This is a genomic window from Nocardia sp. FBN12 (assembly GCF_050320175.1).
GTDB lineage: Bacteria > Actinomycetota > Actinomycetes > Mycobacteriales > Mycobacteriaceae > Nocardia.
Genome location: NZ_CP190048.1, coordinates 2,904,631 through 2,930,602, shown reverse-complemented (window position 1 = coordinate 2,930,602; position 25,972 = coordinate 2,904,631). Strand labels below are relative to the sequence as shown.

26 protein-coding genes and 1 pseudogene are annotated in these 25,972 nt (G+C 68.3%); 11 read left to right on the top strand and 16 right to left on the bottom strand.

What is annotated here, in order from left to right; genetic code table 11:
• Nucleotides 1–16 precede the first annotated feature (16 nt).
• A complete protein-coding gene (locus ACQHI0_RS14210) occupies nucleotides 17–664 on the top strand; it encodes a class I SAM-dependent methyltransferase (protein WP_427908409.1) in 648 nt (215 codons plus the stop codon).
• A gap of 103 nt (nucleotides 665–767) precedes the next feature.
• On the opposite strand, the gene ACQHI0_RS14205 is transcribed toward ACQHI0_RS14210, so the two are convergent.
• The 3 genes from ACQHI0_RS14205 to ACQHI0_RS14195 all read right to left on the bottom strand — a co-directional run bounded on the left by ACQHI0_RS14205 (nucleotide 768) and on the right by ACQHI0_RS14195 (nucleotide 4,334).
• Nucleotides 768–1,730 (bottom strand): alpha/beta hydrolase, encoded by a 963-nt coding sequence (locus tag ACQHI0_RS14205; RefSeq protein WP_427908408.1) that lies wholly within the window; start codon nucleotides 1,728–1,730, stop codon nucleotides 768–770.
• A gap of 246 nt (nucleotides 1,731–1,976) precedes the next feature.
• Entirely contained in the window at nucleotides 1,977–3,695 is a 1,719-nt protein-coding gene (gene kstD / locus ACQHI0_RS14200) for a 3-oxosteroid 1-dehydrogenase (RefSeq protein ID WP_427908407.1), read from the bottom strand.
• 45 nt (nucleotides 3,696–3,740) lie between these two features.
• On the bottom strand, nucleotides 3,741–4,334 hold the full coding sequence (locus ACQHI0_RS14195) for a TetR/AcrR family transcriptional regulator (RefSeq protein WP_427908406.1): 594 nt from the start codon (nucleotides 4,332–4,334) through the stop codon (nucleotides 3,741–3,743).
• 191 nt (nucleotides 4,335–4,525) lie between these two features.
• Here ACQHI0_RS14195 and ACQHI0_RS14190 point away from each other — a divergent pair, with 191 nt between their 5' ends.
• Entirely contained in the window at nucleotides 4,526–4,873 is a 348-nt protein-coding gene (locus tag ACQHI0_RS14190; protein ID WP_427908405.1) for a hypothetical protein, read from the top strand.
• Nucleotides 4,866–5,498, top strand: coding sequence for a Dabb family protein (locus ACQHI0_RS14185; RefSeq protein WP_427908404.1), 633 nt, complete (start codon nucleotides 4,866–4,868; stop codon nucleotides 5,496–5,498). Before ACQHI0_RS14190 ends, ACQHI0_RS14185 begins: the two co-directional genes overlap by 8 nt.
• Before the next feature lie 93 nt (nucleotides 5,499–5,591).
• On the opposite strand, the gene ACQHI0_RS14180 is transcribed toward ACQHI0_RS14185, so the two are convergent.
• The 4 genes from ACQHI0_RS14180 to ACQHI0_RS14165 form a co-directional block, all read right to left on the bottom strand.
• Complete coding sequence (locus ACQHI0_RS14180) at nucleotides 5,592–6,440, bottom strand: IclR family transcriptional regulator (protein WP_427908403.1); 849 nt, start codon at nucleotides 6,438–6,440, stop codon at nucleotides 5,592–5,594.
• Between the two features lie 180 nt (nucleotides 6,441–6,620).
• Nucleotides 6,621–7,526, bottom strand: coding sequence for a biphenyl-2,3-diol 1,2-dioxygenase (bphC, locus tag ACQHI0_RS14175; protein ID WP_266289632.1), 906 nt, complete (start codon nucleotides 7,524–7,526; stop codon nucleotides 6,621–6,623).
• Between the two features lie 26 nt (nucleotides 7,527–7,552).
• Complete coding sequence (locus tag ACQHI0_RS14170) at nucleotides 7,553–8,731, bottom strand: acyl-CoA dehydrogenase family protein (protein WP_427908402.1); 1,179 nt, start codon at nucleotides 8,729–8,731, stop codon at nucleotides 7,553–7,555.
• A gap of 35 nt (nucleotides 8,732–8,766) precedes the next feature.
• Complete coding sequence (locus tag ACQHI0_RS14165) at nucleotides 8,767–9,942, bottom strand: Rieske 2Fe-2S domain-containing protein (RefSeq protein ID WP_427908401.1); 1,176 nt, start codon at nucleotides 9,940–9,942, stop codon at nucleotides 8,767–8,769.
• 204 nt (nucleotides 9,943–10,146) lie between these two features.
• On the opposite strand from ACQHI0_RS14165, the gene ACQHI0_RS14160 reads away from it, so the two are divergent.
• Together ACQHI0_RS14160 and ACQHI0_RS14155 are read left to right on the top strand one after the other, a co-directional pair.
• The gene (locus tag ACQHI0_RS14160) at nucleotides 10,147–10,734 is read left to right on the top strand and encodes a hypothetical protein (RefSeq protein ID WP_427908400.1); all 588 of its coding nucleotides are present in this window, start codon (nucleotides 10,147–10,149) and stop codon (nucleotides 10,732–10,734) included.
• Nucleotides 10,735–10,753: 19 nt separating this feature from the next.
• Nucleotides 10,754–11,284 carry a VOC family protein gene (locus ACQHI0_RS14155; RefSeq protein WP_427908399.1) on the top strand — a complete coding sequence of 177 codons (531 nt, stop codon included), beginning with the start codon at nucleotides 10,754–10,756 and terminating at the stop codon, nucleotides 11,282–11,284.
• Between the two features lie 11 nt (nucleotides 11,285–11,295).
• Here the strand turns inward: ACQHI0_RS14155 and ACQHI0_RS14150 are convergent, their stop codons facing one another.
• On the bottom strand, nucleotides 11,296–11,961 hold the full coding sequence (locus ACQHI0_RS14150; protein WP_427908398.1) for a TetR/AcrR family transcriptional regulator: 666 nt from the start codon (nucleotides 11,959–11,961) through the stop codon (nucleotides 11,296–11,298).
• Nucleotides 11,962–12,102: 141 nt separating this feature from the next.
• On the opposite strand from ACQHI0_RS14150, the gene ACQHI0_RS14145 reads away from it, so the two are divergent.
• The 4 genes from ACQHI0_RS14145 to ACQHI0_RS14130 all read left to right on the top strand — a co-directional run bounded on the left by ACQHI0_RS14145 (nucleotide 12,103) and on the right by ACQHI0_RS14130 (nucleotide 17,353).
• The gene (locus ACQHI0_RS14145) at nucleotides 12,103–13,107 is read left to right on the top strand and encodes an oxygenase MpaB family protein (RefSeq protein ID WP_427908397.1); all 1,005 of its coding nucleotides are present in this window, start codon (nucleotides 12,103–12,105) and stop codon (nucleotides 13,105–13,107) included.
• Between the two features lie 104 nt (nucleotides 13,108–13,211).
• On the top strand, nucleotides 13,212–15,050 hold the full coding sequence (locus ACQHI0_RS14140) for a glycoside hydrolase family 15 protein (RefSeq protein ID WP_427908396.1): 1,839 nt from the start codon (nucleotides 13,212–13,214) through the stop codon (nucleotides 15,048–15,050).
• A gap of 49 nt (nucleotides 15,051–15,099) precedes the next feature.
• Nucleotides 15,100–15,555: a MarR family winged helix-turn-helix transcriptional regulator gene (locus ACQHI0_RS14135; RefSeq protein ID WP_427908395.1), complete on the top strand. Its 456-nt coding sequence runs from the start codon at nucleotides 15,100–15,102 to the stop codon at nucleotides 15,553–15,555.
• A complete protein-coding gene (locus ACQHI0_RS14130; protein WP_427908394.1) occupies nucleotides 15,548–17,353 on the top strand; it encodes an AMP-dependent synthetase/ligase in 1,806 nt (601 codons plus the stop codon). The genes ACQHI0_RS14135 and ACQHI0_RS14130 overlap by 8 nt, the downstream gene beginning before the upstream one ends.
• A gap of 60 nt (nucleotides 17,354–17,413) precedes the next feature.
• On the opposite strand, the gene ACQHI0_RS14125 is transcribed toward ACQHI0_RS14130, so the two are convergent.
• The 6 genes from ACQHI0_RS14125 to ACQHI0_RS14100 form a co-directional block, all read right to left on the bottom strand.
• A complete protein-coding gene (locus ACQHI0_RS14125) occupies nucleotides 17,414–17,839 on the bottom strand; it encodes a cupin domain-containing protein (RefSeq protein WP_427909164.1) in 426 nt (141 codons plus the stop codon).
• Nucleotides 17,840–18,156: 317 nt separating this feature from the next.
• Nucleotides 18,157–19,074: an LLM class F420-dependent oxidoreductase gene (locus tag ACQHI0_RS14120; protein WP_427909163.1), complete on the bottom strand. Its 918-nt coding sequence runs from the start codon at nucleotides 19,072–19,074 to the stop codon at nucleotides 18,157–18,159.
• 241 nt (nucleotides 19,075–19,315) lie between these two features.
• On the bottom strand, nucleotides 19,316–21,025 hold the full coding sequence (locus ACQHI0_RS14115; RefSeq protein WP_427908393.1) for an FAD-dependent monooxygenase: 1,710 nt from the start codon (nucleotides 21,023–21,025) through the stop codon (nucleotides 19,316–19,318).
• Nucleotides 21,026–21,190: 165 nt separating this feature from the next.
• Nucleotides 21,191–21,604: a hypothetical protein gene (locus tag ACQHI0_RS14110; protein WP_427908392.1), complete on the bottom strand. Its 414-nt coding sequence runs from the start codon at nucleotides 21,602–21,604 to the stop codon at nucleotides 21,191–21,193.
• A 53-nt stretch (nucleotides 21,605–21,657) separates the two neighbouring features.
• Nucleotides 21,658–22,470: an SAM-dependent methyltransferase gene (locus ACQHI0_RS14105; RefSeq protein WP_427908391.1), complete on the bottom strand. Its 813-nt coding sequence runs from the start codon at nucleotides 22,468–22,470 to the stop codon at nucleotides 21,658–21,660.
• 29 nt (nucleotides 22,471–22,499) lie between these two features.
• On the bottom strand, nucleotides 22,500–23,393 hold the full coding sequence (locus tag ACQHI0_RS14100; protein ID WP_427908390.1) for a helix-turn-helix domain-containing protein: 894 nt from the start codon (nucleotides 23,391–23,393) through the stop codon (nucleotides 22,500–22,502).
• A 157-nt stretch (nucleotides 23,394–23,550) separates the two neighbouring features.
• Between ACQHI0_RS14100 and ACQHI0_RS14095 the strand changes: the two genes are divergently transcribed.
• Complete coding sequence (locus ACQHI0_RS14095; protein ID WP_427908389.1) at nucleotides 23,551–24,996, top strand: helix-turn-helix domain-containing protein; 1,446 nt, start codon at nucleotides 23,551–23,553, stop codon at nucleotides 24,994–24,996.
• Between the two features lie 176 nt (nucleotides 24,997–25,172).
• Nucleotides 25,173–25,706, top strand: coding sequence for a hypothetical protein (locus ACQHI0_RS14090; RefSeq protein ID WP_427908388.1), 534 nt, complete (start codon nucleotides 25,173–25,175; stop codon nucleotides 25,704–25,706).
• A 10-nt stretch (nucleotides 25,707–25,716) separates the two neighbouring features.
• Here the strand turns inward: ACQHI0_RS14090 and ACQHI0_RS14085 are convergent, their stop codons facing one another.
• Both ACQHI0_RS14085 and ACQHI0_RS14080 read right to left on the bottom strand, forming a co-directional pair.
• Complete coding sequence (locus ACQHI0_RS14085; protein WP_427909401.1) at nucleotides 25,717–25,839, bottom strand: hypothetical protein; 123 nt, start codon at nucleotides 25,837–25,839, stop codon at nucleotides 25,717–25,719.
• 4 nt (nucleotides 25,840–25,843) lie between these two features.
• Nucleotides 25,844–25,933, bottom strand: a pseudogene (locus ACQHI0_RS14080) (FAD-dependent oxidoreductase); the annotation flags it as partial.
• Between the last annotated feature and the right edge of the window lie 39 nt (nucleotides 25,934–25,972).

The following is a 25,972-nucleotide window of genomic DNA, read 5'->3' as shown; positions in this document are numbered from 1 at the left end:
CCGTTGACTGGCGAGCATGGAAACAACAGCTGTCAAGCAGCACGCGATCACCTACTTGGTGCGTCAAGCCCGTCGTCCTCGGGGCGTGGTCGGCTGGATGGCCGGGTGGGTGTTCGATCTTCGCCCCTCCAATCGGCAGCGCAACAAATGGGCAGTGTCACTGCTGGATGTGCGGCCCACCGACCGGGTACTCGAGCTCGGGTTCGGTCCCGGCGTCGCGATCGCCGAGTTCGCCGAGCGGGCCACCCACGGCCAGGTCTTCGGCATCGACCATTCCCGGGCCATGGTCCGGCATGCCGCCCGCCGCAACGCCGTCGCGATCCGGGCCGGCCGCGTGCATCTCACGCAGGCGTCGGTGGCGCAGTTGCCGAGTTTCGGCGCTCCGCTCGATGCCGTACTCGCCGTCAACTCCGTGGGGTTCTGGCCCGACCCCGTGGAGCGGCTTCGCGAGCTGCGCCGCGTGCTCCGCCCCGAAGGACGCATCGCGCTCGTCAGCCAGCCCCGCACCCCCGGCGCCACCCGTGACACGACGGTCCGCGCGGCCCGAGAGCTCGAGGACCTGCTCACCCGAGCCGGTTTCACGGGTCTGCGAGTCGAAACACTCGACTTCGAACCGCCCGTCGCTTGTGTGCTCGCCATCAATCCGGGCGGCACGACCGCGTAGCTGCCCCGACCGCGACGGGTGCGTGGCTGAAGCCGTGGGGCACCGAATGACGCTTGCATTGCGCTGGTATCAGCCTGCTCAGCTACCGGCCGGAGCGGACGTTCTACGCCGGATCGAGCACGTCGCGCACCATCGCCCAGATGTGGGTACGCGCGGTGGTGGTGGCGGACAGGGACGGGATGCTGAGGAATCCGTGGAACAGTCCGTTGTAGCGGCGATGCCGGACCTCGACACCGTCACCCGCCAGGCGCTGGGCGTAGGCATCCCCGGCCGAACACGGCGGGTCCAGTTCGGCGGTGATCACCACCGCGGGCGGTAGACCGGCGAGCGAGGCCGCTCTGGTCGGCACCAGACGCGGATCGTCGGTGCCGTGCGGGGCGTAGTTCTGCCAGTACCACCGCATGGCGCTGGTCGTGTTGTAGTGGCCGGTCCCGAATTTCCGGTAGGACTCGGTGTCGAAGTCGTCGTCGATCACCGGATAGATCAGGATCTGTGCGGCGACTTCCGGACCACCGGCATCCCTCGCCGCGATGGCCACGGTGGCCGCGAGATTGCCGCCCGCGCTGTCGCCGGCCAGCGCGATCCTCGACACGTCGCCGCCATAGGCGCCTGCGTTCTCCGCGGCCCACCGCAGCGCCGCGAACATGTCGTCATGGGCCGCGGGCCCGGCGTGCTCGGGCGCGAGCCGATAGTCGACCGACACCACCACCGCACCGACACCCGCCGCCATCGAACGGCAGAACTCGTCGTGGCTGTCGAGGTCGCAGAAGACGAAACCACCACCGTGCGCGAACACGATCACCGGCAGTGACTCGCCGTCGTGGTGCGGGCGGAACACGCGCAGCGGCAGCGGGCCGCCCGGCCCGTCGATGGTGATGTCGCGCGCCTGTCGCATCTCGGGAAGTCGTTGCAGCGGGGCGCGTCTGGCGCGGATCGCGGCACGCACGTCGGCCGCCGCCATCGTGGCGACATCGGGGAATCCGGCATCGAGCGTAGCGAGCATCGCCGCGACTTCCGGATCAGGAACCGCACCCGGCCCGGTGGTCGGGAAAGTTCGCACAGTCACTGGTCCTCCTGATTGTCGGCGACGGAATCAGACGTCGTCGGCCTCACCGTAGGGCCGGTGTCCCACGATCGGCACCGCGTTCTCCCACTGGGCGGAAACACCAGGTCGATGCCCGCCGGTGAGCCCAAGGTCGGTGGATGACCACCCCGGACGAGCGGACTACGGGTGGCCCGCGCGCGGGCCGCCCTGCCTCGAACCACTGTGGGTACCCGACTCACCCGGTCGGGTCGGTTGACCGGCTGTCGTTCAATGCGGTTGCGTTACATGTTGTTCGGATCCGCGGTTCCCGGTCGTGGCGATGTGATGGGCGGCGAGATAGGCGAAGACGATGGCGGGTCCGATGGTGGCGCCGGGCCCGGCATAGGTGTGGCCCATGACAGGCGTAGCGGTGTTGCCGGCAGCGTAGAGGCCTTCGACGACGGTGTGGTCGGCACGCAGGACTCGGCTGTGCGTGTCGGTGACCAGGCCGCCTTTCGTGCCGAGGTCGCCGGGCACAATGCGGGCGGCGTAGTAGGGACCTGTGGCCAAGGCTCCGAGATTGGGATTGGGGTGTTGACGGGGGTCACCGTAGTAGCGGTCGTAGGCGCTCTCGCCTCGACCGAAGTCCTCGTCGACGCCGGTGCGTGCGAAGGTGTTGAACCGGGTCACCGTTGCAGTGAATTGCTCGGTAGGGACGCCGATCTTGTCGGCGAGTTCGCTGATGGTGGCGGCGCGGGTGAGCACGCCGGCGTCGAACCACCGCCGGGGCAGGGGCTGGCGTGGCGGGAGGCCGCCGAACAGGTAGCGGTTGCGGTAGCGCTGGTCGAAGACCAGCCACGCGGGCAGGTTCTCCGCAGGACCGTCGCCCTGTCCGTTTTCGCCGCCGTACATGCGGTGTACGGCATCGACATAGGGCAATGATTCGTTCATGAACCGCTCGCCGCGGTCGTTGACGATGAGGCTGCCGGGCAGATTTCGTTCGGCCAGACAGAACCACGGTTGACGAGGTAGCGGGATCGATGGCCCCCACCAGGCGTCATTCATGAAACCGGTCGCCGCGCCCACCGCGGCACCGGCCGCGATTCCATCCCCGGTGTTGGCGGCGGCGCCGACAGTCCAGTCCGAGCCGATGGGTGCGCGCTGATGCTGTTGACGGACAGCGGGATTGCGTTCGAAGCCGCCGCACGCCAGGATCACCCCGGCTCGCGCGGTGATGCGGTGTTCGTCGCCGCCACGGCGCACGATCGCGCCGGTGACTCGGTCACCGGTACGGATCAACTCGAGGAGCGGGGTGTCGAGCAGTAGCGGGACCCCGGCATCGAGCATCCCTTTGCGCAACATGGCACTCAACGCCTGCCCGCGAGCGAGCAGATGGCGGCCCCGGATACGGGCGGTGAGCCAACGGGTGGCGATTCGGATCGCGGACCAGGGCGCACGAGCATTGCGCACACCGAGGTGGATCTGACGGAATTCGGCCTGGGTCAGCACGAAGTTGCGGGGGGCCTTGGAGTAATCGGGTTCGAGAGTGGCCAACTCCGCACCCAGCACTGTGGCGTCGAAGGGGACAGGTTCGACGGAGCGGCCGTGGCCGCGCCCACCTTCGGTCTCGGGGTAGTAGTCGCTGTATCCGGGCACCCACCGCATCCTCAACGGGCTGTGGGCAGTGAGGAAGTCGAACACCGCCGGCCCGTTGTCGATGTAGGTGTCGATCTTGTCCTGGTCGACCACCGGGCCGATGATGGTGGTGAGGTAGGTGCGCGCGGCCTCGAGGTCGTCATCGGGCGCGTCCCGGCGCAGCACGGAATTGCCTGGAATCCAGACTCCGCCTCCGGACCGGGCGGTCGACCCGCCCCAGCGGGTGGCCTTTTCGGCCACGAGCACCGAAAGCCCGTGGTGGGCAGCGGCGATCGCGGCGGTCATCCCGGCGGCGCCGGAACCGATTACCAGCACGTCCACGGTGTCGGTATCGCTATGTTCTTGTTGCATCGCTGGTGAATTCCTGTCTGTGAAACATGATGGGAGGCAGGGCGATCACGCTTGCGCGCGACGCCATCGGCGGTCCTGGACCGCGGCGAGAGCGGCTTCCATGCACACCGGCAGCGAGGCCGCCGGGTCTTGGGCACGTAGCCATCGCAGGAGGCCGAATTCCGCGGCCGCGAGCATCAGATGCACCAACAGCCCCGGCGTGGGATCGGTCTCGGGATCGCGCGACATCCGGTGGGCGACAAGCTCGACCAGGCGGACCCGATGATCGGGCGGGACCAAAGCGACCCGCTCCAGCAGATGCGGTGCGGTCATGAACGCCGCCCGCCACTGCTCGAGCTCCTCGACCGCCAACGACGTCGAGCGCGCCAGGATCGCCCCCGCCAACGCGACATCGGCCGGCTCGGTTCCTGGGCGGGTTTCCAGCAAACCGGCGATACCGCTCCCGCCCTCCCGCACCGGTTCCAGGAGCAGATCCTCCTTGTTCCGCACATGCCGGAAATATGTACTCGGCGAAACCCCGGCCGCCGTCGCGATCTGCTCGGTGGTCACCACCTCGAATCCCGATCGTGCGAACAACGCGTAGGCCGCCCGCTGAATCTCGTCGCGAACCCGACGACGCTGCCGATCACGCAGTGACACTGCGCACCACCCTTCGAGAACTGTGCGGCGAACGATCCGCCGCGTCCATGGTGAAAGTATCACCCGATATGACAGAGACTATCAAGATGGCTGTGAATGTCATATAGTTGGCGACGATCGTGAAACCGCGTTCTCCCACTGGGCGGAAACACCAGGTCGATGCCCGGTCGGCGGCTACCTACGGTCGGTGGATGGAAGCCACGAAGGTCTACGTGATCGACACCGTAGTGACGAAGCCAGGGCGAGCCAGGGAATTCGTCGACGCCTATCTGCGCGACTACGCGCCGGGCGCGCGCGAACGCGGCATGACCCTCGAAAGGATCGTGGTGAGTCCGCCCGTGTGGTTTCCGGACGAGTCGAACACGGTCATCGCCAGTTGGGTGCTCGACGGCGCGCCGGGGTGGTGGGCGATGACCTGGAAGGGGCGTCCTGACGAGTCGGTGCGGCAGTGGTGGGCTTCGGCGGCGGAGCTGATCGTGGAACGGACTCGCTCGACCGGTGCGCTCGCTGCCGATATCGAAAGGCTCGGCAATGTTTGACGTGACTCGGCTGGTTCATCTCTCACCCGACACCGATGACACGGCGCGCGACCGGTTGATGGCCCGGCTGCGTGGAATCGCCGCCCCGGCAGCGCGTCGCGTGCTGGTCGAGCCGACCTTGCCGGGCGTGCGCAACGGTGGTGACGTCCTGGTGCACTTGCGTTTCGACCGTTCCGCCGACTGGACGGGGCCAGTGGCCGAGATCGACGCGCTGCTGAGCGAGAACCCGGTCGCCCATGTCGACGGCGCCGAATACCAGGGCGGCACAGCCGGTATCGCCGAGCCGGACGCTACCGGGTCGGTGTACCGGGTACTGCTGCTACGAGTCGCGCCGGACACACCGCGCGCGACGGTCGAGCGCTTCGAAGCCGACCTGCTGCGGATGCCCGACTACCTGCCTGGCATCCGGTCCTGGCAGTTGAGCCGGGTCACGCGCGGCACCGGACTCTCGCCATGGACGCACGTCTGGGAACAGGAGTTCACCGACCTCGACGCGCTCACCGGCCCCTATCTGATGCATCCCGTGCACTGGGCGCACGTCGACCGCTGGTTCGATCCCGAATGCCCTGACGTGATCGTCCGCGACCGCGTCTGTCACAGCTTCTGCGTGAACAGTCCGGTCTGATCGCACTGATCGTCCGCGAACCGCTGAACCGGACGGTCTGAGACCTCGCGCCGGTCGCCGCCCGCGTTCGGACGGCGACCGGGCGACGCGTGATCACGCCGTACGCGGCCCACGCTGGTCCGCGTACGGACGCGAAGCCCCGAGCGGACGCGGATGCTGCTGCAACGTCGGATGCACCCGCACCCGCCCGTCGTCGACGTGGCGCCAGATATTGAGCGCGGTGGTGCGGATCGGCGCGCTGAGACGGTGATCGAACAGCATCCGATCCACCGGCCCGCACACCGATACCGCCGCCACCGCGGCCTCGCCGAGATCGCCGATGGGCGCGGCGATGCAGCCGAAGCCGGGCAGCGATTCCTCGCGTTCGACGGCGATCCCGTGCGCGCGCACCTTGTCCAGTTCGGTGTCGAGCTGGGCCTTGCTGGTGATCGAGTAGCGGGTCCGCGCACCGGCCTGGCCTGCGAGGGCCTCGGCGACGCGGCGCTCGTCGGAGTAGGCCAGGATCGCCTTGCCGACCGCGGTACAGGCCGCCGGCCGCCTGCCACCGACGCGGGTGGGCACCACGGCCGACAGTTCACCGCCGACCTTGTCGAGGTAGACGACGTCGGGCCCGTCCAGCACCGCCAGGTGCACGACGAACCCGGTGACCCGGTGCAGCTCGTGCAGGAACGGCATCGCCGCGCGGTGCAGCCGGTCCTGATGCACCGCCAGCGAGCCGAGTTCCATCAGGCGGATGCCCAGCTCGTAGTCGCGCCCCTCGCGACGTAGCCAGCGCAATTGCACCAGCCGGTCCAGCATGCGATGCGCCGAGGACCGGGGTAGGCCGGTGCGCCGGACGATCTGGGCGAGGGTGAGCCTGCCCGGGCCGTCGAAGGCGTCGAGCAGCAGGGACGCGCGATCGAGGATCGCGCTCGGGGTGGTGGCCTCGGCCTGGATGACCATGAGCTCTCCATTCGGATCTACGAGCTGATGCCCACTCGCATATTTCGATTAGGCATATACCTATTCATACCATCCGTTGTGGTCGTTGTCACATGATTCGTCGGTTTCGTCTGAAAACGACGACAGCCCCCGGTCCGAGCGGGGTGCTCGGACCGGGGGCCGTCGTGGGCTGTGGGCGGACTACATCGCCGCGAGCGGCTCGCTACCGGACCAGTCGTGGCCCCAGTAGCTGTCGGCGGTGATCTCCTCGGCGCTGTAGTAGGTCTCGTCGACCCGCATGCCTTCGGTGCCGAACTCGATGTCCCAGCCGCCGGGCGCGCGGACGTAGAACGACACCATCTTGTCGTTGGTGTGCCTGCCCAGCGTCGAGGACACCGAGAAGCCGTCCTTGGTCACCCGGTCCAGGGCCTGACCGACCGCGTCGAGCGAGTCGACCTCCACCATGATGTGCACCAGGCCGGGCGCGCCGCCGTGCGGAGCCGGGCACAGTGCCAGGCTGTGGTGGCGCTCGTTGACACCGAGGAACCGCACCCGCATCGGGCCGAACTCCGGCGGCGCCGGAATGCGGAAGGCGCCGCGCGGCAGGAATCCGAGCACGTCGGTGTAGAAGCCGAACGCGCCGTTGGGGTCCATGGTCGGCAGCACGACATGGCCGAGGCCCTGTGCGCCCGTGACGAACTTCGCGCCGAACGGGGTCACCACGGGACTGTGATCGAGGACCGCGCCGTGGAAGATCTCGAGGGTGGCGCCGGTCGGATCCTGGAAGGTGATGACCTCCTCGACCCGGCGCGCGTCGGCCTCTTCGACCGACAGCGGTTTCACCGCGATCCCGGCGGCCGTGACGGCTTCCTGCACGCGGACGAGCGCCGCGTGGTCGCGAACTTCCCAGCCGATCGTCACGATGGCGTCGCTGTCACCCGGCACGATCGTGATTCGCGCCGCGCGCTCGTCCATCCGCAGGTACAGCGCGTCCTCGTCGGGCCCGCTGCCCTGGGCGAAGCCGAGCACCTCGAACGCGAACTTGCGCCAGCGGTCCATGTCGGCGGTCTGGATCTTGACGTAGCCGAGGCCTTTGATGTCTGTCATTTCCGTTGTCCTTCTTGGTATTCGGGTCAGATCATCGAGCGCAGAGTGGCCGCGGGCTCGAGACCGAGGGAGCTGACGGCCGAGGCGTGGTACACCGTGCTCGGCACATGGATGGCGTGCGCGAGGCCGACGTGCGCGTCGCGCCAGTAGCGCTGCAGCGGCTTGTCGAGCCGCATGGCATTGCCGCCGGAGCGGGCGAAGATCTCGTCCACGGCCGAGACCGCGCGCCAGGCGGCGCGGACCTGGGTGCGCCGGACCGCGGCCCGCTCGGCGAAGCTGATCTCCTTGCCCGCGTCGACGGCGTCGAAGATCTTGTCGGCGTTGGCGAGCAGTTCCTGGCGCGCGGCGTTGATGTCGGCGGCGGCCTCGCCGATGGCGAACAGCACGTACGGATCGTCCTTGACCGCGGTGCCCTGCGCGCCGACCCGATCGCGCTGGTAGTCCAGGTGCGCGGCCAGCGCGCCCTCGGCGATGCCGACCACCGCGGAGCTGATGCCCAGCGGGAACATCGTCGACCACGGCATCTTGTACAGCGTCTCGGTGACCCCGTATTCCTTCTGCGCGGTGCCGTCGATGACGTGGTCGCCGTTCATCACCCGGTAGTCGGGCACGAACGCGTCCTTGACGATGATGTCCTTGGACCCGGTGCCCTTGAGACCGACCACATTCCAGGAGTCCTCGACGATCTGGTAGTCCTGGCGCGGCAGGATCATGTGCAGCATCGTCGGCGGCATGGCTATCTTGCCCTCGGTATCACTGAGCATGGCGCCGAGGAAGATCCAGTCACAGTGGTCGGTGCCGGAGCTGAACTGCCAGCGGCCGTTGAAGATGTAGCCGCCGTCGACCGGACGGGCGATGCCGGTCGGCGCGTAGGGCGAGGCCATCCAGGTGTCGTGGTCGTCGGCCCACACCTCGTCCTGCACCTTCGGATCGGCGAAGGCCAGCTGCCACGGGTGCACGCCGACGATGCCGGCGATCCAGCCGCTGGCCGGGTCGAGCGCGGCGGTGGCCATCACTGTCTCGGCGAACTCGCGCGGGTGCGCCTCGTAGCCGCTGTACTTCTTCGGCTGCAGCAGGCGGATCGGGCCCGCCGTCTTGAGCAGCTGCGCCGTGGCGTCGGGGAGCTGCCCGAGACGCTCGGCCTCGGTGGCCTGATCGCGCAGCTTGTCCGCGATCGCGGCGATGTTGTCGAGAACTCTGGTCATCTTCGGTGATGCTTTCTGTTCGGAGTGGTCGGGGGTCAGGACATGGTGTTGATGACGGCGCCGCGGGCGATGTTGTCGGCCACCTCGGCCTCCCAGCTCGTCACCGCGCGTTCGGTATCGATCTCGAACTCGAACCGCTTGGTCATGTCCTCGGTGACGTCATCGACGTCGACATAGAACTGCTTGTACCAACGGCGCAGCTGGTACACCGGGCCGTCCTCCTCCGACAACAACGGATTGTCGATGGGCGCCTTGTTCTTCCAGATCTCGACGTCCTGCTCGAAGCCGTACTCGACGCCCTGCGCGAACTGCGCCGCCATCGCGTTGGCGTCCTCGTCGGACATGCCCTGCGGCTTCTTGACCATCGCGCCGTACTGCAGCACGAACGAGTTCTCGTCGACCGGGTAGTGGCAGTTGACGAGCACGGTCTCGATTGTCATCCCGTTGGATTCGCTCCACAGCCAATCGAGCATGTACGACGGACCGAAATACGACGCGTCCGAGCGCAAGGCGGAATCCGGGTCGTCGTAGCTGGTGCCGACGGTGACATCGTGGCGCGGGGTCGACCGCATGTACTGGGTGGCGACGTGGCCCTCGAAGACGTTCTTGAAGTACCGCGGGAAGGAGAAGTGCACGTAGAAGAAGTGCGCCATGTCGACGACATTGTCGACGATCTCACGGCAGTGCGAGCCCTCGATCAGAATCGAATTCCAGGTCAGGTCGGTCCATTCCGGGGTGCCGTAGCCCTCGATCTCGGGAATGGTCACCTCGTCGGTGGGCTTGGAGCCCTGCGGATCGTGCCAGACATAGAGCTGGCCGTTGCGCTCGAGCGTCGGCCAGGTGCGGGTCTTGGCGAGCGGGGGCACCCGGCGCGCGTACGGAATGGCCGTGCACTTGCCGTTACCGCCCCAGCGCCAGTCGTGGAACGGGCAGGCGATCGAATCGCCCTTGATGGTGCCGCGGGCGAGATTGCCGCCCATATGACGGCAGTAGCCGTCGAGCACGTGTAGCGCGCCGTCGGATTCGGACTGGAACACCACGAGCATGGTGCCGAAAGCCTTCACCTCGTGCGGTTGGCCGTCGCGGAACGACGAGAGCAGGCCGAGGCAGTGCCAGCCGCGGGCGAACCGAGTCGGCGCCGCGGCGGCCTCGATCTGCCGGTAGTCGGCGGTGGTGTCCTGCGATCGGCCGTTCGGCGAGTTCTCCGGCATCGAAACCTCCATGTTCGGACGGAGTGGGGATGAGCTGCGCCGATGGTCGCGCCGCGCGGGGGTCCTCGGGGCGTGGTGTTCCCGGTCAGCGGACATGTTTTCGTGGCGGTCGGCCGGTGTCCCGATGACCGGGAGAGGAACCGATCACAACCCGCGGGCCGTCCTACCGTGACGGCATCGGTTTTCGACGAGCAGGAGTGAATCATGGGTAACGTCGCGGTGGTACTGGACACCGATGCCATCCGGCTGTTCGCGCAAGCGGCCCGCTCCGACAATCCGGCCTACCGGCTCGCCGACCGGCCCGTCGTGCCCCCGACCTTCCTGCCCGCCGACGGATCCGGAGTGGGGGAGCGGGTCGAGACCGATCACCGGTTCTTCGGTCCGCCGCCGCGCGCCGGTGACCAGCTGACCGCGATCCGCGCGGGCGCCCCCGGCCAGCCCGCTGTCGCCGCCGCGGAATCGCTGACCCGCTACTTCGACCGCACCGGCGGCCTCGTCGCCGAGTCGTGGGCGGCGGCGGAAACCCTTGCGGGCGATCAGGTTTCGCCACAGGCCGCGGCCCTGCTGGCGACCTACGCGACCGACTGGCTCGGCGCCGAGTCGATCCGCCGTTTCCGCACCAGGTCGGTGCGGCCGCTGCCACCCGGCGACGTCATGTCCTGCTCGGGCCAGATCATCCAGAGTTATGTGCAGGACGGCGAATCGCGCGTCGATGTCACCCTGGCCGGCGCCGACGCGTCGGGCAACGTGGTCGTCCGCGCGTGGGCTACCTTCACCGTGACTGTCGACTGATCCAGGAGGTCACCGCCAGATGCGGGGAATCAACCACATCGTGCTGTTCGTCGCGGACCTGGCACGCAGTGTCGCGTTCTACGAGGAGGTGCTCGGGTTCGAGCGGCTGTCCGAGGGTTTCCCCGGCGGCGCGTTCCTCCGGCACCCCGGTTCCGTCAACGATCACGACCTCGGCCTGTTCCAGGCCAGGATGCCGGCGGCGCCCGCCGGGGCGGTCGGCATGTACCACGTCGCGTGGGAAGTCGAAACGCTGTCCGAACTGGCCGCCGTACGCGACCGCTTGACGGAATCCAAGGCACTGACCGGCGCCAACGACCACGGCTCGACCAAGGCCCTCTACGCCCGCGACCCCGACGGCCTCGAGTTCGAGGTGTGCTGGCTCGTCCCCGATGCCCACGTCGAAGACGCCCTCGCCCCCGGCACCGCCATGACCGCACCCCTCGACCTCCCCGCCGAGATCGCCCGCTACGGCGCGTCCACTCCCGGCGGCCCCCGTACCGACCCGCGACTGTGGGCCCGCGTCGCGGCACGCCGTGCCGCGGACAGCTGACCGGGTCCGTCCTACGTCGCCGACTTCGCGCCGATGATCGGTGGGACCGCCCGGTTCTCGGACTGCAGGAGCTGCCCGGCGATGAGGTCGGTGAGATGTTCTCTGGTGGTGTCGAACTCGCCGCGCATCCAGGCGGCGACCAGTTCCAGGACCCCGCTGACCACGCTGTAGGCGATCATGTCGGCGTCGAGTGGGGCGGCGGGTTCGGCAACGAGTTCGCGGCCGACCGCCGACATGGCGCGGGCGATCGCGTGCTGGGTGGTCAGGCGCGCGCCCTGGAGTGCCTCGGTGCTGTGGGCGTTGAGGAGCAGGGCAGGGCGGCGGGGGTCGGCGAGCAGGAAGCCGAGTGACGCGTCGGCCGCCGCGCGCACCTGACTGTGCAGATCCGGGTCGGCGTTGTGGGTGGCGGTGACCACCGCGGCGATGCCGAGGGCGGTGTGCTCCTCGACCAGCGCGGTGAGCAGGGCGTCGCGGTCGGTGAACTGTTCGTAGAAGTAGCGGTCGTTGAGCCGGGCCCGCACGCAGACAGCCCGTTTGGTGACGGCGGGCGCCCCACCCTCGGCGAGCAGCTCGAGCGCGGCGTCGAACAGCGCGCCACGGCGGCGGGATCGGCGTTCGTCCGCCGCCACGCCACCGTAGACGCGCGAGGGCGCCGCGTCATCGGAGTCGTCGTGCATGGCCGCCCTTCCCCTTCGTCGCGAGTCAGCGTAGTCCACCGGCACTCTTGACCAGCCGTCAGTTCTGGTGCACTCTGACACCAGACTAGTTTGTGGTGCCGTCCTGCACCAGAACCAGTGGCTGAACAAAGGAGTTCACCGATGACCTGTCCTGTGCCACACCAGGAATTCCGCTCGGTCGACGTCACCTCGGCGTCCTCGGGCGAAGCCCCGGCCGCATCGCTCACTCGCGCGTCACGCGATCGCGAATCGCGCCGCGCCGTCGCACGATTCGAGAGCGTCGGCGGCTCGGTCCTGTTCGGTTTGTTCGGCGTCGCCCTGTTCGACCAGCCGATGCTGCCCCCGGTCTCGGCCGCGCTAGAGGCCACCGGACGTTCGCGGTATCAACCGTGGGCGCGGGCCGTGCGCACGGCGGCGGCGGATCAGCTGATCTACCACGGCGAAGACGCTGACCGGGACGCCGAGTCGCAGCGCCTGATGCTCCTGCACCGCGACGTCAAAGGCGTCGGCCCAGACGGCGAACGCTATTCGGCGCTCAACCCCCACGCCTGGAACTGGATCCTCTACTCCACCTTCTTCGTCCAGCGCGGCGCCTACCTGGCACTGACCGGCGACACCCCGTCACCGGCCACCGACCAGGCCATCTGGGATCACTATCGCGGCAAGACCCGCGGCCTGCACCTGCCCGGCAACTCGCAACCGATCGCGAACTACGCGGAACTGACCGCCCACTACGACCGCATGATCACCGAACTGCGCGCCACCCCGGCACTGGAAGCGGCCACCACCGCCGTCCGGCGCGCCCCGCGCCCGGACTTCCTGCCCGCTGTCGCCGCCCCACTCTGGTGGCTGAGCGCGCCCGCCCTCGGCCAGGTCGCGATGATCCTCGGCTGCGGCATCATGCACCCCGACGTGCGCGCCAAGATGCCGATCACCTGGACCGCGCGCCACGACCGCCGATTCCGAGTCCTCACCACCGTCTTCCGCGTCGCTTACACCCGGCTCCCCGCCGCGGTCACCGACTCACCGATGGCCCGCAACCGACGCAAATACGAACGCCTGGTCGGCCGATACCGCGAGGTCGGCCTCACCTCGTTCGCACCGGAGCCCACAGCGGCTCGATCCCGGCGGCGCGTGCGCGCCTGACGAGCGGCGGATTCACCCGTTCCGGGTGAGGCTGTCGCCGGCGTTCGCTGGTTACCTCAAACTCGCCGACCGCCCGGACGAGCGGTCCGACGCGAGGAGCGTGCGTGAACTCGTATCCGCCGATCGACGAGCACGGCATCGTCGGCGACCTGCAGACAGCGGCGCTGGTGTCGGCCGAGGGCACGATCGACTGGTGGTGCGCGCCCCGCTTCGACGCGCCGAGCGTGTTCGCCTCGCTGCTCGACAGCGAGAAGGGCGGACACTGTTCGCTCGCCGTCGAACCCACCACCAGCGCGGTGACCATCCGGCAGCTGTACCTGCCGGATACCGCCATCCTGCTGACGCGCTTCTCCGGGCCCGACGGTGTCGGCGAGGTCGCCGACTTCATGGAACCGATCCGCGGCACCGAACCCGCCGACCGGCACCGGCTGGTGCGGGTCGCGCGGGTGGTGCGCGGAAGTTTGACGTTCACCCTCGCGTGCCGCCCCCGGTTCGACTACGCCCGTGCCACGCACACCCTCGATCTGTTCGACGAACGAACCGCCGTCTTCCGTTCTCCCACCGCCGATCTGCACCTGCAGTCCACCGACGCGATCGAGCTGATCGGCGACGGTGTGGACATCACCGCGCGATTCACGTTGTCCGCCGGTGAACGAGCCGCCGTCGTACTGACCACCGCGCCCGCCGACGCGGCTGTCTCGCCGCCGCCCGCGTGGGAATCGATCGCCCACGAATTCGACCGGTGCCGCTTGTTCTGGCAGACCTGGTTGCGCTCGTCCACCTATCGCGGACGCTGGCGCGACATGGTCAACCGCTCCGCGATCACCCTCAAGCTGCTCACCTACGCCCCGAGTGGCGCCCCGATCGCCGCGGCCACCATGGGTCTGCCCGAACAGATCGGTGGCGAACGCAACTGGGACTATCGCTACACCTGGATCCGCGATGCGTCGCTGTCGGTGCGGGCGCTCACCGATCTGGGTTTCACCGAGGAGGCCTATGCCTTCCGGGTCTGGTTGCGCGACCGGGTCGACGCGGGCGCCACCGCCTCCGGCGAGCCCTTGCAGATCATGTACCGGGTCGACGGTGACCCCGAGCTGGCGGAAGTGACCCTGACTCATCTCGAGGGTTACCGGGGTTCGGCGCCGGTGCGGCTCGGCAACGGAGCCGCCGACCAGATCCAGCTCGACATCTACGGCGAGGCCGCCGACGCATTGGCGCAGGCATCCGGAACGGCCGCCATCGCGGGCTGGCGGACGTTCACCGGCCTCATCGATTGGCTCGCCGACAACTGGGACCGCCCCGACGAGGGCATCTGGGAAACCCGCGGCGGTCGTCAGGAATTCACCTACAGCCGATTGATGACCTGGGTGGCCTTCGACCGCAGCATCCGGATGGCGACCGAGCACGCCAGGCCCGCCGACCTGGCCCGCTGGACCGCCGAACGCGACGCGGTCTTCCGTCAGATCATCGACCGGGGCTGGAGCGAGAAGCGCCGAGCGTTCGTCCAGCACTACGCCACCGAGGTCCTCGACGCCTCGCTGCTGCTCATGCCGCGGATGGGATTCCTGTCCCCGCACGACCCGATGTGGCTGAGCACCCTCGACGCGATGGACAAGGAACTGGTCAGCGACAGCCTGGTATATCGATACGACCCCGAAGCCTCACCTGACGGCCTGCGCGGCACCGAGGGCACCTTCAACCTGTGCAGCTTCCACTACGTCGAAGCATTGGCCCGAACGGGCCGTGTCCAACAGGCCCGCTACGCCTTCGACAAGATGCTCACCTACGCCAACCACGTCGGGTTGTTCGCCGAGGAAATAGGCCCCTCCGGCGAACAGCTGGGCAACTTCCCCCAAGCCTTCACCCACCTGGCCCTGATCGCCGCGGCCATCGCCCTCGACGAAGAACTCGACCGCGCCGAATCCCAACCCCCACCGCACTGATCCACTACGCCCCGCCCACGGCTAAGAACCGTAGAGTTATAGTTGCATCATGCAACACCAGGCGGGTGGATGGTCGCCCGAGCTCGTCGCGGTCCACGATGCGCTCACCCAGATCGTCCGGGAGATCATCGCGGGGCGCCCCGTAGCGGAAGGGATTCCTTCGTTCGCGCAGCGGTCGGCGTTGTCGTACATCGAGCGGAATCCGGGCTGTCGTGCCACGGAGCTCGCCGATGCGTTCGGTGTGCATCGCTCGACGGTGTCGCGGCAGTTGCGGACCTGTATCGACGCAGGCTGGGTGCAGCCGGGTGCGGGTTCCCTGCGTGCCGGGTATCCACTGACCTTGACCGCTGCGGGCCGCCGGGCGCACGCGGCCGCGATCGAGCAGGACCTCACCCTGCTCGCTGAGCGCACGAACGACTGGACCGCCCGCGATGTCGCCGAGTTCGCGGATGCGCTGCGGCGATTCCAGCACCCCGACCAGACTCTTGGAGGCGAGCATGCGTGAGTTCACCGCGCCTGCCACATTCACCATTGCCGAGGACGAGACCATCGTCGGCTCGGTCTACGCCCAGGCCGACCAGTTCCCGGAGCGGGTGCTGTTCTCCCGTCCTGCTGGGCAACAGTGGCTCGACGTCACCGCCGAGCAGTTCGCGCACCTGGTGTCCGGGGTCGCGAAAGGCCTGATCGCCAACGGGATTCAGCCCGGCGACCGGGTCGTGCTGCTGTCGGCGACCCGATTCGAGTGGACGTTGCTCGACTTCGCGATCTGGGCCGCGGGCGCGGTCACCGTCCCGGTCTACGATTCGTCCTCGGCCGAGCAGCTGCGCTGGATCCTCGAGGATTCCGGTGCGGCGCTCGCGATCGTGGAGACGGCTCGGCACAAGGACCTGCTCGCGGGTGCACCGGACACGCTGCGACGGACGGTGGTCATCGATGACGATGCCGAAGCCACGCTGATCGCCGACGGCGCTGACCTTCCCGCCGACCGCCTGCGAGAACGGCTCGACGGCCTGCGCGCGGACGCCCTCGCCTCGCTGGTGTACACCTCCGGCACCACCGGCCGTCCCAAAGGCTGCATGCTCACCCACCGCAACTTCCTCTCCGAAGTGCGGGGCATCCTGACCGCCAGCATCGGCGAAGTGGCCCATCCCGGGCAGCGGATGCTGACCTTCCTTCCGCTCGCGCATGTGCTGGCCAGAGCGGTGTCGCTGGCTGCCTTCGAGTCCGGGATGACGCAGGCGCACTGGGCGGACTTCACGACGATCACCGGCCAGTTCACGCGATTCCGCCCGCACACGATCCTCGGCGTACCGCGCGTGTTCGAGAAGGTGCGTGACGGTGCGGAGAAGAAGGCGCGCGAGAGCGGCAAGATCACCGCAGCGGTCTTCCGGTTCGCCGAACAGACCGCGGTCCGGTGGAGTGAGATGCTCGATCACACCGGCGGATTCGCGCAGCGGCCGTCACTGCTCCTGCGCGCGCGGTACGCGCTGTGTGACCGGCTCGTGTACACCCCGCTGCGCGCAGCGCTCGGCGGTGACTGCGAGTTCGTCATCTCCGGCGGCGGAGCGCTGACGCCGCGGCTCGGGCACTTCTTCCGTGGCGTCGGCGTCCCGGTCTACGAAGGCTACGGCCTGACCGAATCCACCGCGGCGCACTGCGTCAACGTGCCGGGGTCGGTGAAAATCGGTTCGGTCGGACAACCGTTGGGCGGCAACGCCGTTCGCATCGCCGACGACGGCGAGATCGAACTGGCCGGCGGTGTGGTGTTCGCCGGGTACTGGCGTAGTGCGAACGCTACCGCCGGTGCGATGCGCGACGGGTGGTTGCGCACGGGCGACCTCGGCGAACTCGACCAGGACGGCTTCCTGTCGATCACCGGCCGCAAGAAGGACCTCCTCGTCACCGCGGGCGGCAAGAACGTCTCACCCGGCCCGATGGAAGATCGCATCCGATCGCACGCGCTGATCTCGCAAGCCGTCGTCGTCGGCGACGGACGCCCGTTCATCACCGCGCTGATCACCGTCGATCCGGCGACCTTCGCGGCATGGAAGACGGCGATCAGCCGCCCGGCCGACACCACGATCGCCGACCTGCGCACGGATCCGGCCCTGCTGGCCGAGGTGCAGCAGGCGATCGACGACGCCAACAGCACCGTCTCCCATGCCGAATCCATCAAGAAGTTCACCATCCTCGACCGCGACCTCACCGAGGAGTCCGGTGAGCTCACCGCCACCCTCAAGGTGAAGCGGCACGTGGTCGCCGAGCGATTCGCCGACGAAATCGACACGATGTACCGACGCTGATCGCCCCCAGGGATTTCGGCCTGCGCGACGACGAGCGCGGGCGTGCGGCCGAAAGCGCGGTCAGCTCCGGAAATCCTCGAAGTCGAAGCCCGGCGCGACTACGCAGCTGACCAGCACCTCCGCGCCACCGCACGGACGGGCGGCCTGCCAGACGCCCGCCGGGACGAGTTGCTGCACGCGGTGGCCCGATTCGATGGCGGGGCCGAGGATCACGGTCTCGGTCGTCGCGGGTGTGTCGCCGTCGCCGCCCAGCGCGAGTTCCAGCGGTCCGCCTCGATGCCACATCCAGAGCTCGTCGGAGCGCACCACATGCCAGATCGACTGTTCGTGCTCGGGCAGAAGGAACAGGATGCCGGTCGCGGCGGCGCGGGTGCCCGGGTAGTCGGTGGGGACGAAAGTATGGGAACTGCGCCAGGTTTCACGAAACCAGCCCCCTTCGGGATGCGGGAGCAGGTCGAGGGTTTCCGCGGTCGTCGGCCGGTGCAGAAGCTCGGTATGGTGGCCCGCCGGGCCGCGCCTGGCCCACCGGACCTCGCCGACGGGAAGGTGCCCGGACGCCGCCCGCGGGGTGAGGACGAGAATCTGTGCGGTGTCGGGCAGCGCATCGGCGACCAGGAGCGCGGACTCGTCATCGGCCGCCCAGGTGGTCCGGTCGTCGTCGACGGGCAACTGACCACCTGCCGACTGCCAGGCGTCGAGTGTGGTGACCAGTCGGGGCTCGGTGTCGATCGCTTCGGGGGCAAGAGGTTCCATGACATCGAGTGTTCACGAAGATCGCGGAATCCACCCGGCCCCCGTCGACCTCAGAGTTGCGATTGCACCTGCGCGGCGATGAGTTCCAGGTGATCGAGATCGGCGAGATCGAGGATCTGCAGGTAGATCCGGCTCGCGCCGATCTCGCGGTAGCGAGCGATCTTGTCGACGACCTCGGCGGGCGATCCGGCCAGACCGTTGTCCTTCAGTTCGTCGACCTCGCGGCCGATCGCGGCGGCCCGGCGCGCCACCTCGGCGTCGGTGCGCCCGACACAGGCGACCAGCGCGTTGGAGTACACCATTTCGTCGGTGCGCCCGGCCGCGCGTACCGCGGCGCGTACCCGGTCGAACTGGGCGGCGCTGTCGGCGATCGAGGCGAACGGCATGTTGAACTCGGTGGCGTAGCGGGCCGCCAGGCGCGGCGTGCGGACCTTGCCGGTGCCGCCGATGATCACCGGCACCGGATCCTGCACCGGCTTGGGCAGGGCGGGGGAGTCGGTGAGCTGATAGTGGGCGCCGTCGAAGCTGAACGTCGCCCCCGGCTTGGTCTCCCACAGCCCGGTGACGATGGCCAGTTGCTCCTCGAGCAGGCTGAACTTGTTGTCCGGGAACGGGATTCCGTAGGCGGCGTGTTCGGCGGCGAACCAGCCGCTGCCCAGACCGAGTTCGACCCGCCCGTTCGACATCTGATCCACCTGGGCGACCTGGATGGCCAGGGGCCCCGGCAGCCGAAAGGTCGCGGCGGTGACCAGGGTGCCGAGGCGGAGGCGGGAGGTGTCCCTGGCCAGCCCGGCCAGGGTGATCCAGGCGTCGGTCGGGCCGGGCAGTCCCGAGGCATCGCCCATGGCCAGGTAGTGGTCGGAACGGAAGAACGCGTCGAAGTCGAGTTCCTCGGCGGCGCGCGCCACCGACAGCAACGTGTCGTAGTCGGCGCCCTGCTGGGGCTCGGTGAAGATGCGGAGGTCCATGCACTTCATCGTGCCCCATGCGAACCAGGCGCGCCGGTCTCCGGCTGTCAGCCGCCCGTGCGACAACTCACCGATGCCCATCGCGGCGTCGCCGTGTGGGACGAGTACGACGACGCGTCCCATCACCGAACCGCCCCAGCTCATCGGCACGCTGACACATCGAGCAATCGAATCAGGCTATCGCACACACAGTTTCGCGCGTCCCATCCAGACGATCCGGGGCGGCGGTGTCACCGCGCGTTCATGGTGCGGGGAATCGGGCTGTCGCCCCAGCGTCTTCCCCCGTGCGCAGGTGGCGTGGCAGGACCGAGGTGGTCCGCACAACAGTTTCGGGCGCGAAGGTCGACTCGACATGACGGATGAGATCGTCCGGGGCGGCGGGCGAGGCGGCGTAGCCGAGGTAGCCGTCGGGGCGGACGATGTAGGCCGCGCCTGCGGCGCAGTGATATCGCCGGGCGAAGTCGCCGTCGCCGTCGCGGATGACCGGCAGGACCGTCGGGTCGACGGTGGCCCCCGGGCTCGCGACGAGGTAGGCGTCGAGGTGGTCGTAGGTCAGTTTCCGAAGCAGGTCGACGTGGCGTTCGATCCCGGCGAGAGCGGCTGCGTCGCCGGTGTTGCCGACGTACCAGAGCAGCGTGTGATCAGGGCCGGCGAGCAGCGGGAAGAGCCGGAAAGGCGACGTCACACCGTCGCGGCTCAGCCCGATCGCGTCCGGGGCGCGGCTGCCCGCGGTGGGAGACGGTGCGCCGGTGGGGGATTCGGTGACGATGGGGCTGTCGCGATAGTCGATCAGGAGCTGCGCCTCCCGGAGCAGAAGGCGTTCGGGGTCCGGTTCGTCGGCGCCGATCCCCTCGCGAGCGTCGCGGACGGTGCGGCTGACCACCTCCTCGCCGATCGGCCTGCGTTCGGCGTCGTAACTGGCCAGCAACGACGGCGCGGCCACCCCCGCGACGGCCAGCGCGAGCTTCCACGCGAGATTCCAGGCGTCCTGGATGCCGGTGTTCATGCCCTGCGCGCCCGTGGGCGGGTGGATGTGGGCGGCGTCGCCCGCGACGAAAACCCTTCCCCGACTGTAGGAATCGACGATGCGATGGCTGATCCGGAAGACCGAGGACCAGCGCAGACGAGAGGCCGTCACGGGTTCGGGCGCCAGCCGGTCGAGCACCGCCTGGATATCGGCCAACCGCGGGCCGGGCCCGGTGCCGAGTCCGTGCTCGACCTTGTCGCCGCCGTCGGCGGGGTCGGTCTGGAGTTGTGGGGGAAGCCGCATCGACACCCGGTAGCGGTGGTGACCGGGCAGCGGGACGCACACCAGCACGTCGTCGGCGCCGCCGTTCGTCTGGTGCGTCGACCGCACGGTGTAGCCGTGCGGCTGTGACCAGTCCAGTTCGACGTCGCCGAGCATGTACTGCTCGGTGAAGGCCGCGCCCTCGAACGTCAGGCCCAGCGCCTTGCGGACAGTGCTGTGCGCGCCGTCGCAGCCGACCAGATACCGTGCCCGCACCGTGCGCTCACCCTCGGGTCCGGCGAGCACGGCATCGACGCCGTCCTCGTCCTGGGTGAACCCGACGAGCCGGACCCCGCGTTCGACACGCGTGCCCAGCGACGCCAGGTGCCTGCGCAGGATCCGCTCGGTCTCGTACTGGGGGAGTCCGAGAAACCCGAACGGAATCTCCGGTGGCAACGCCAGATCCATTCGGCCTGCCTCGGCACCGTTGACGTACCCGAGCTGACCGCGCAACCGGATCCCGGCGTCGAGTACCTCGCGCAGGATGCCCATCGCCTCGAACAGTTCCAGCGTGCGGGGCTGGATGCCGACCGCTTTCGCGTACTGCGGCGGATCGGATTGCGCGTCGATGATCCGGCACCGCACACCGCGCCGGACCACCTCGACAGCGGCCGCCGAGCCCACCGGACCTGCGCCGACGATCAGAACATCGGTATCGAACATGCGACATCACCTCACACTGGAAGCCCCCGCCTCATGTTGTCCGCTGATCGTACGCCTGACGCCGACCAGCGGAATCCCCCGAATCAACGGGTCGAGGGGCATGGGTAGGTGGCGAAGCCCCGGATCGGCGATAGCTGTGACGCGCGGATGGTCAGCCGACGGCGGTCACGCGGCGGGCGAGCGGAAGGTCGATCGTTCGAACTCGCGGTGGCGCACCGCGTGGACGAACGCGGTGTATTCGAGGTGGTCGAAGAACAGCCTGGCGGTGCCGACCGAGGCTCTGCATTCCGGCGTGGCGCTGAATTCGTAGAGGCCGTCGGATCTTTGCTGGATTGTCAGCGCGCCGCGCAGGCGCGCACCTGCTCGTATCGCGTCTTGGACGGCCTCGAACTGGTAGTGGTCGAGGGTCAGGCATTGGTCGGGCGGGACGGGTTGTGCCGCGGTGTCGACCGGGCCGGCGAGTTTGTCGTCCCAGAGCAGGGTGCGGTGGTTGTCGCGGTAGACCATCACGCACGCCTGCTGTGGGGAACTGGCCGCCGCTTTACGGAAATGGGCAGCGGTCGGTGTCGGCGACGACATGGCGGATCCTTTCGAACAGCGCTGTCGGCGGGTGCCGGCAGCGCTGTCACACGCTAGGGGAGACTGCCGATAGCGGCGAAATTGCAGGGGCGGGCGTAGTCGTCGTGGTCGATCGGCTCGTCCAGGCGCCAATCGGTGGCGTAGGTGATGCCGGGGTCGGTGATGGTCCACCCGTCGAAGAAGGTCTGGAACTGCGCACGGGTACGCAGGGTGACCGGTGTGCTGGCATCGGTGAACACCGCGGCACCGGCGGCGACCTGTGCTTTTATCTCCGGCCCCGCGTCCTCGAGGGACACATGCGTCATCGCGATGTGGCTACCGGGTGCGAGAGCATCGCGCAGTTGCGCGAGGATCTTGCCGGGTTCGCTGGCGTCGGTGATCCATGGCAGCACCGAAACCAGCAGCAGCCCAACGGGTTCGGTGAAGTCGATCAGGCGTCGGGTGTCGGGGTGGGCGAGGATGCGCGCGGGCTCGCGCAGATCGGCGTCGACCATCGTGGCGCTGTCGGTGACGCCTTGTTCGCGCAGCAGATCGCGGGCGCGGTTGATCGCTTCTTCGTCGTTGTCGACATACACGACGCGGGAGTCGGGCGCCACCTCGTGCGTGTTGCCGCCGGTCGGCAGGCCGGATCCGATATCGAGGAACTGGCGAATTCCGGTGTCGGCCATGTAGCGAACGGCGCGGCCGAGAAACCGGCGATTGTGCTGGGCCCACCTCGGATAGAAGGGGATATCGGCGTAGAGCCGCTGAATGAACGGCAGATCCGATTCGAAGATCACCTCGCCGGTGATCATGTGGTGATAGATGCGGGCGGAGCTGGGTTTGTTGGTGTCGATCGGACGGGGCTCGAAGTCACTGTCGGACATCGTGTTTCCTCTACGGTTGAGGTGGGGGTCTATTGCTGGATGGTCGGTCGGCTGCGGAGGCCGCGGACGAGGTGTTCCATGAACTTGCGGGAGTCGTGTGGGCTCAACGCGGTCATCGTCAGGCGGTTGAAGATCTTGTCGCGGATCCCGACCGCGGGTTTGTCGTCGATGTAGCGGATCTCACCCTGGGTTTCGACGACGGCCATCTCGAGATCGCCCGCGGCTCCAGGGGAGGGCACGCGAACCAGGATGTAGCGGTCCTCCATGCCCGCGCCGGGGGCTTGGTGGGTGAAGGGCATGACCTGGATCTGGATGTTGGGGCGGGTGGACAGCTCGAGCAGATGGGTGAGCTGGGCGAGCATCACCGCGTCTCCGCCGTAGGTGCGGCGCAGGCAGGACTCGGACAGGATCGCGTGGAACTCGGGTGCTCCCCGCGCGAGCAGGATTCGCTGACGTGCGATTCGGGCTCGGACGTAGTCGTCGACGGTGACCGCGTCGGGATCGTCGGGGTCGGGTTCGAGGGGTTCGTGTAGCGCGCGGATGTAGCTCTCGTGCTGGAGCAGACCGGGAACGATCTCGGCGGCGGTCTCGCGGAGTCGATCCGCGACCGCCTCGAGGTCGACGAGCAGGCGTAGCTCCTCGATGTAGGCGCGGCGGTAGCTGGAGTTCCAGAATCCGCGGCGGTGGCTGTCCTCGCGGAGATCGAGCAGGATCGCGATGTAGTCCTCGTCGGCGACGCCGAGCTGTCTGACCAGCTCGTCGAGTGCCTGGGCGCTCAGATTGCCGGTGCCGCCGATCACCGCCGCGATGCGCGACTGGCTGACCCCGATCAGCTTTCCCGCGTCGGCCTGGGTAGTGCGAGACCGGCGCAGCAGCGCATCGATCTCTCGACCTAGCAGCACTTTTCGTGCGGTTCGTGCCATGGATCCCACCGTATCGGGCTGCGGGGCGGCGGATGCTGCCTGTTTCGCAATCCTGATTATCAGGTTAGATTATCAACCACGATTATTTGGCGAACAAGTCGGAGGGTGTGTCCGAACTGCGACATACCTTGCGGCGCAAGAAGAGTGGGGCCCACTCATGGACGTCACCGACTCCGACGCCCTGCGCGGCCTTCCCGATGCCGGGGCCGCGAACAGCTGGGGACAGCGACTTCGGACCTATCGCCGCGCTCGATTAGGGCTCAGCCGTGGAGATTTCGCCGAGTTGATCAACGATCGAGCTCGCCGGGACCGCGTCAACGTCGCGTGTTCGGAACGCCACATCGCACGCTGGGAACTCGGTGAGGTCCGCAGGCCGAGCAAGTCCTACCGTGCCTTGCTGGCCGCGCTCGGCGCACCGGTGCCTGAGATCGAATCGGCCCCTGACCTGAAGGCCGGGTTCGCCGGCGACGTGGTGTCACGCTCTCCAGGGTTCCCCACTGCCGGTACCCGTCGCGGCGCGGATGCGACCCTGCTGGAGGCGCTGGCGACCGCGGTCGTCGGTTCCGCCGACATCCTGACGCCGTGGTTGCCATCCCTGGACGTTTCCGGGATAGCCTGCGACACAGGGCAACTCGATCTCGAGGCGGTGCGAAGCACAACTGCGGGATTACGTCAACGCGATCAGCGACACGGTGGCGGCTCGATCGCCCGCACGGCCGTCGACCTCCTGAGATCGACCACCGCGCTGCTGGCCGGATACCGCGGACACACGACGCTCGCGCACGCACTTCTGGTCGCCACCGCCGACCTGGCCCGGCTGATCGGCTGGGCCTACCACGACATCGGTGATCAGCATCGCGCCCGCCAATACGCGACGATGGCCTTGGTTTCCGCGCGGCGAGCGGGCGCGGACAGTCTGGTCGCGTCGACGCTCTACGTCCTGGGGCGGATCAGCTTGATCGAACGCGACCCACGCGCCGCGCTGCGCATGTTCCAACTCGGGCAGCTACCGGCCCAAGACGCAACCGGCAGTGGGGAATCCGCGCGCCTGTACGCCAATGAGGCCTGGGCGCACGCCATGATGGGCGACGAGGGCCGGATGCGGACCGCGCTCGCCCGCGCCGAAGACGAGACCACCAGGGTCGCCGACACCGTCGACCCGTGGACCCGGGTGTTCTTCACCCCCGGCGAGTTCACCGGAATGCAATCGGTGATCTACAACGAGTACGCCCTGACCACCCGCGGACAGACCGCCGAGCACTACACGGCCCGCGCCGTCGACGCCGCTCGCGCTTCGCTGGCCGCGTCGACACCCCGGCGACCGGCCCGCAGCGTGCTGTTCGACAACATCACGATCGCCACCGGCGCTTTCCGGCTCGGTCAGATCGACGACGCGGTCTCGTTTGCGACGGCTTCCCTGGAAATGACCGGCCAGGTCGACAGCGGACGAGTAGGCGACCGGCTGGGACAGCTGGTGCACGCCGCGACCCTCGCGTCCTCGCGATCCGACGTTCGCGACATCTGCCAGGGAATCCGGAGTGCGGTCCGTACCGCACGCAACACTGCGCGTCCGATGACCGAACACCGCCTCGCGACCGCGTAGCAACAGCGAACGCGACCTGACGATGTCGTTCCCGCACCGCGATATTTATGACATGCCCTGTCGAATGTCATTGTCGCGGAGATTGTTCGGCGCTGTAATCGGTGCATGACTACGACGATGCCGAGACGTGGCCATCGGGCAATGGGCGGACGCCCGTGAGCAAGGTATGTGTAGCAGTGACGCACGCAGGCGGCTTCGCCGCGAAGGCTGACAGCCGCGCTGTGGAGGACACGCGCGTACGGACGGTGGAGGGATTGCTGGAGGCCCGTCAGTTACTGCTCGCCGTTGCCGGGAATCTGCAGGGTGGTTCCCCGTTGATCGGATGGGCACGCGAGCTGGCGGATCTGCACGCGACCCTGTTCACCGCATCGGTGTCGACCACCCGTCGACCCGCCGACTTCGACGCCACCGCCACCGCTGGCCGGATCCACGCGCTCATCGGCCTGATCGACGAGTGGTCGGCCTGCCACCTTCCTCGCCCCACCTCGGGCCGCCGCCACACCCATTCCCTCGGCGAGGTGATCAGCCACGTGGCAGACACCTACACCCACGTGCAGTGGACGCTGCGCCACACCAAGGGCGCCGAACACCAGCACCACGCCGCGCTGCGCTTCGCGCAAGTCCAGGAAGGCTATGCCGATCTGGTCGAGGAGATTCGAGCCTTGCGCGTCGCACTACCGCTGGGCCGGGGCAACCAGCTCGCCCCATAACGCGACGCTTTCAGGCGCGCGTTGTTCCAGCGGCGCTGCTACGGGCAGTGAGGTATTCGCGGACGGCGTCGACGGCGCGGACCGCGCTCTCGGCGGCGGCCTCCATCGTCGAGGGCATGCCGGTGTCGGTCACGTCGTCCCCGTTTCTCGACGAGGGTCACCCGGTGACCGGCTTCGGCGAGCCAGACCGCCGTGGCCAAGCCGGCCAGGCCTGCGCCCGCGACCAGGATGTGCGCGGATTCCTGCTGCCCCAACGGGACCTCCGG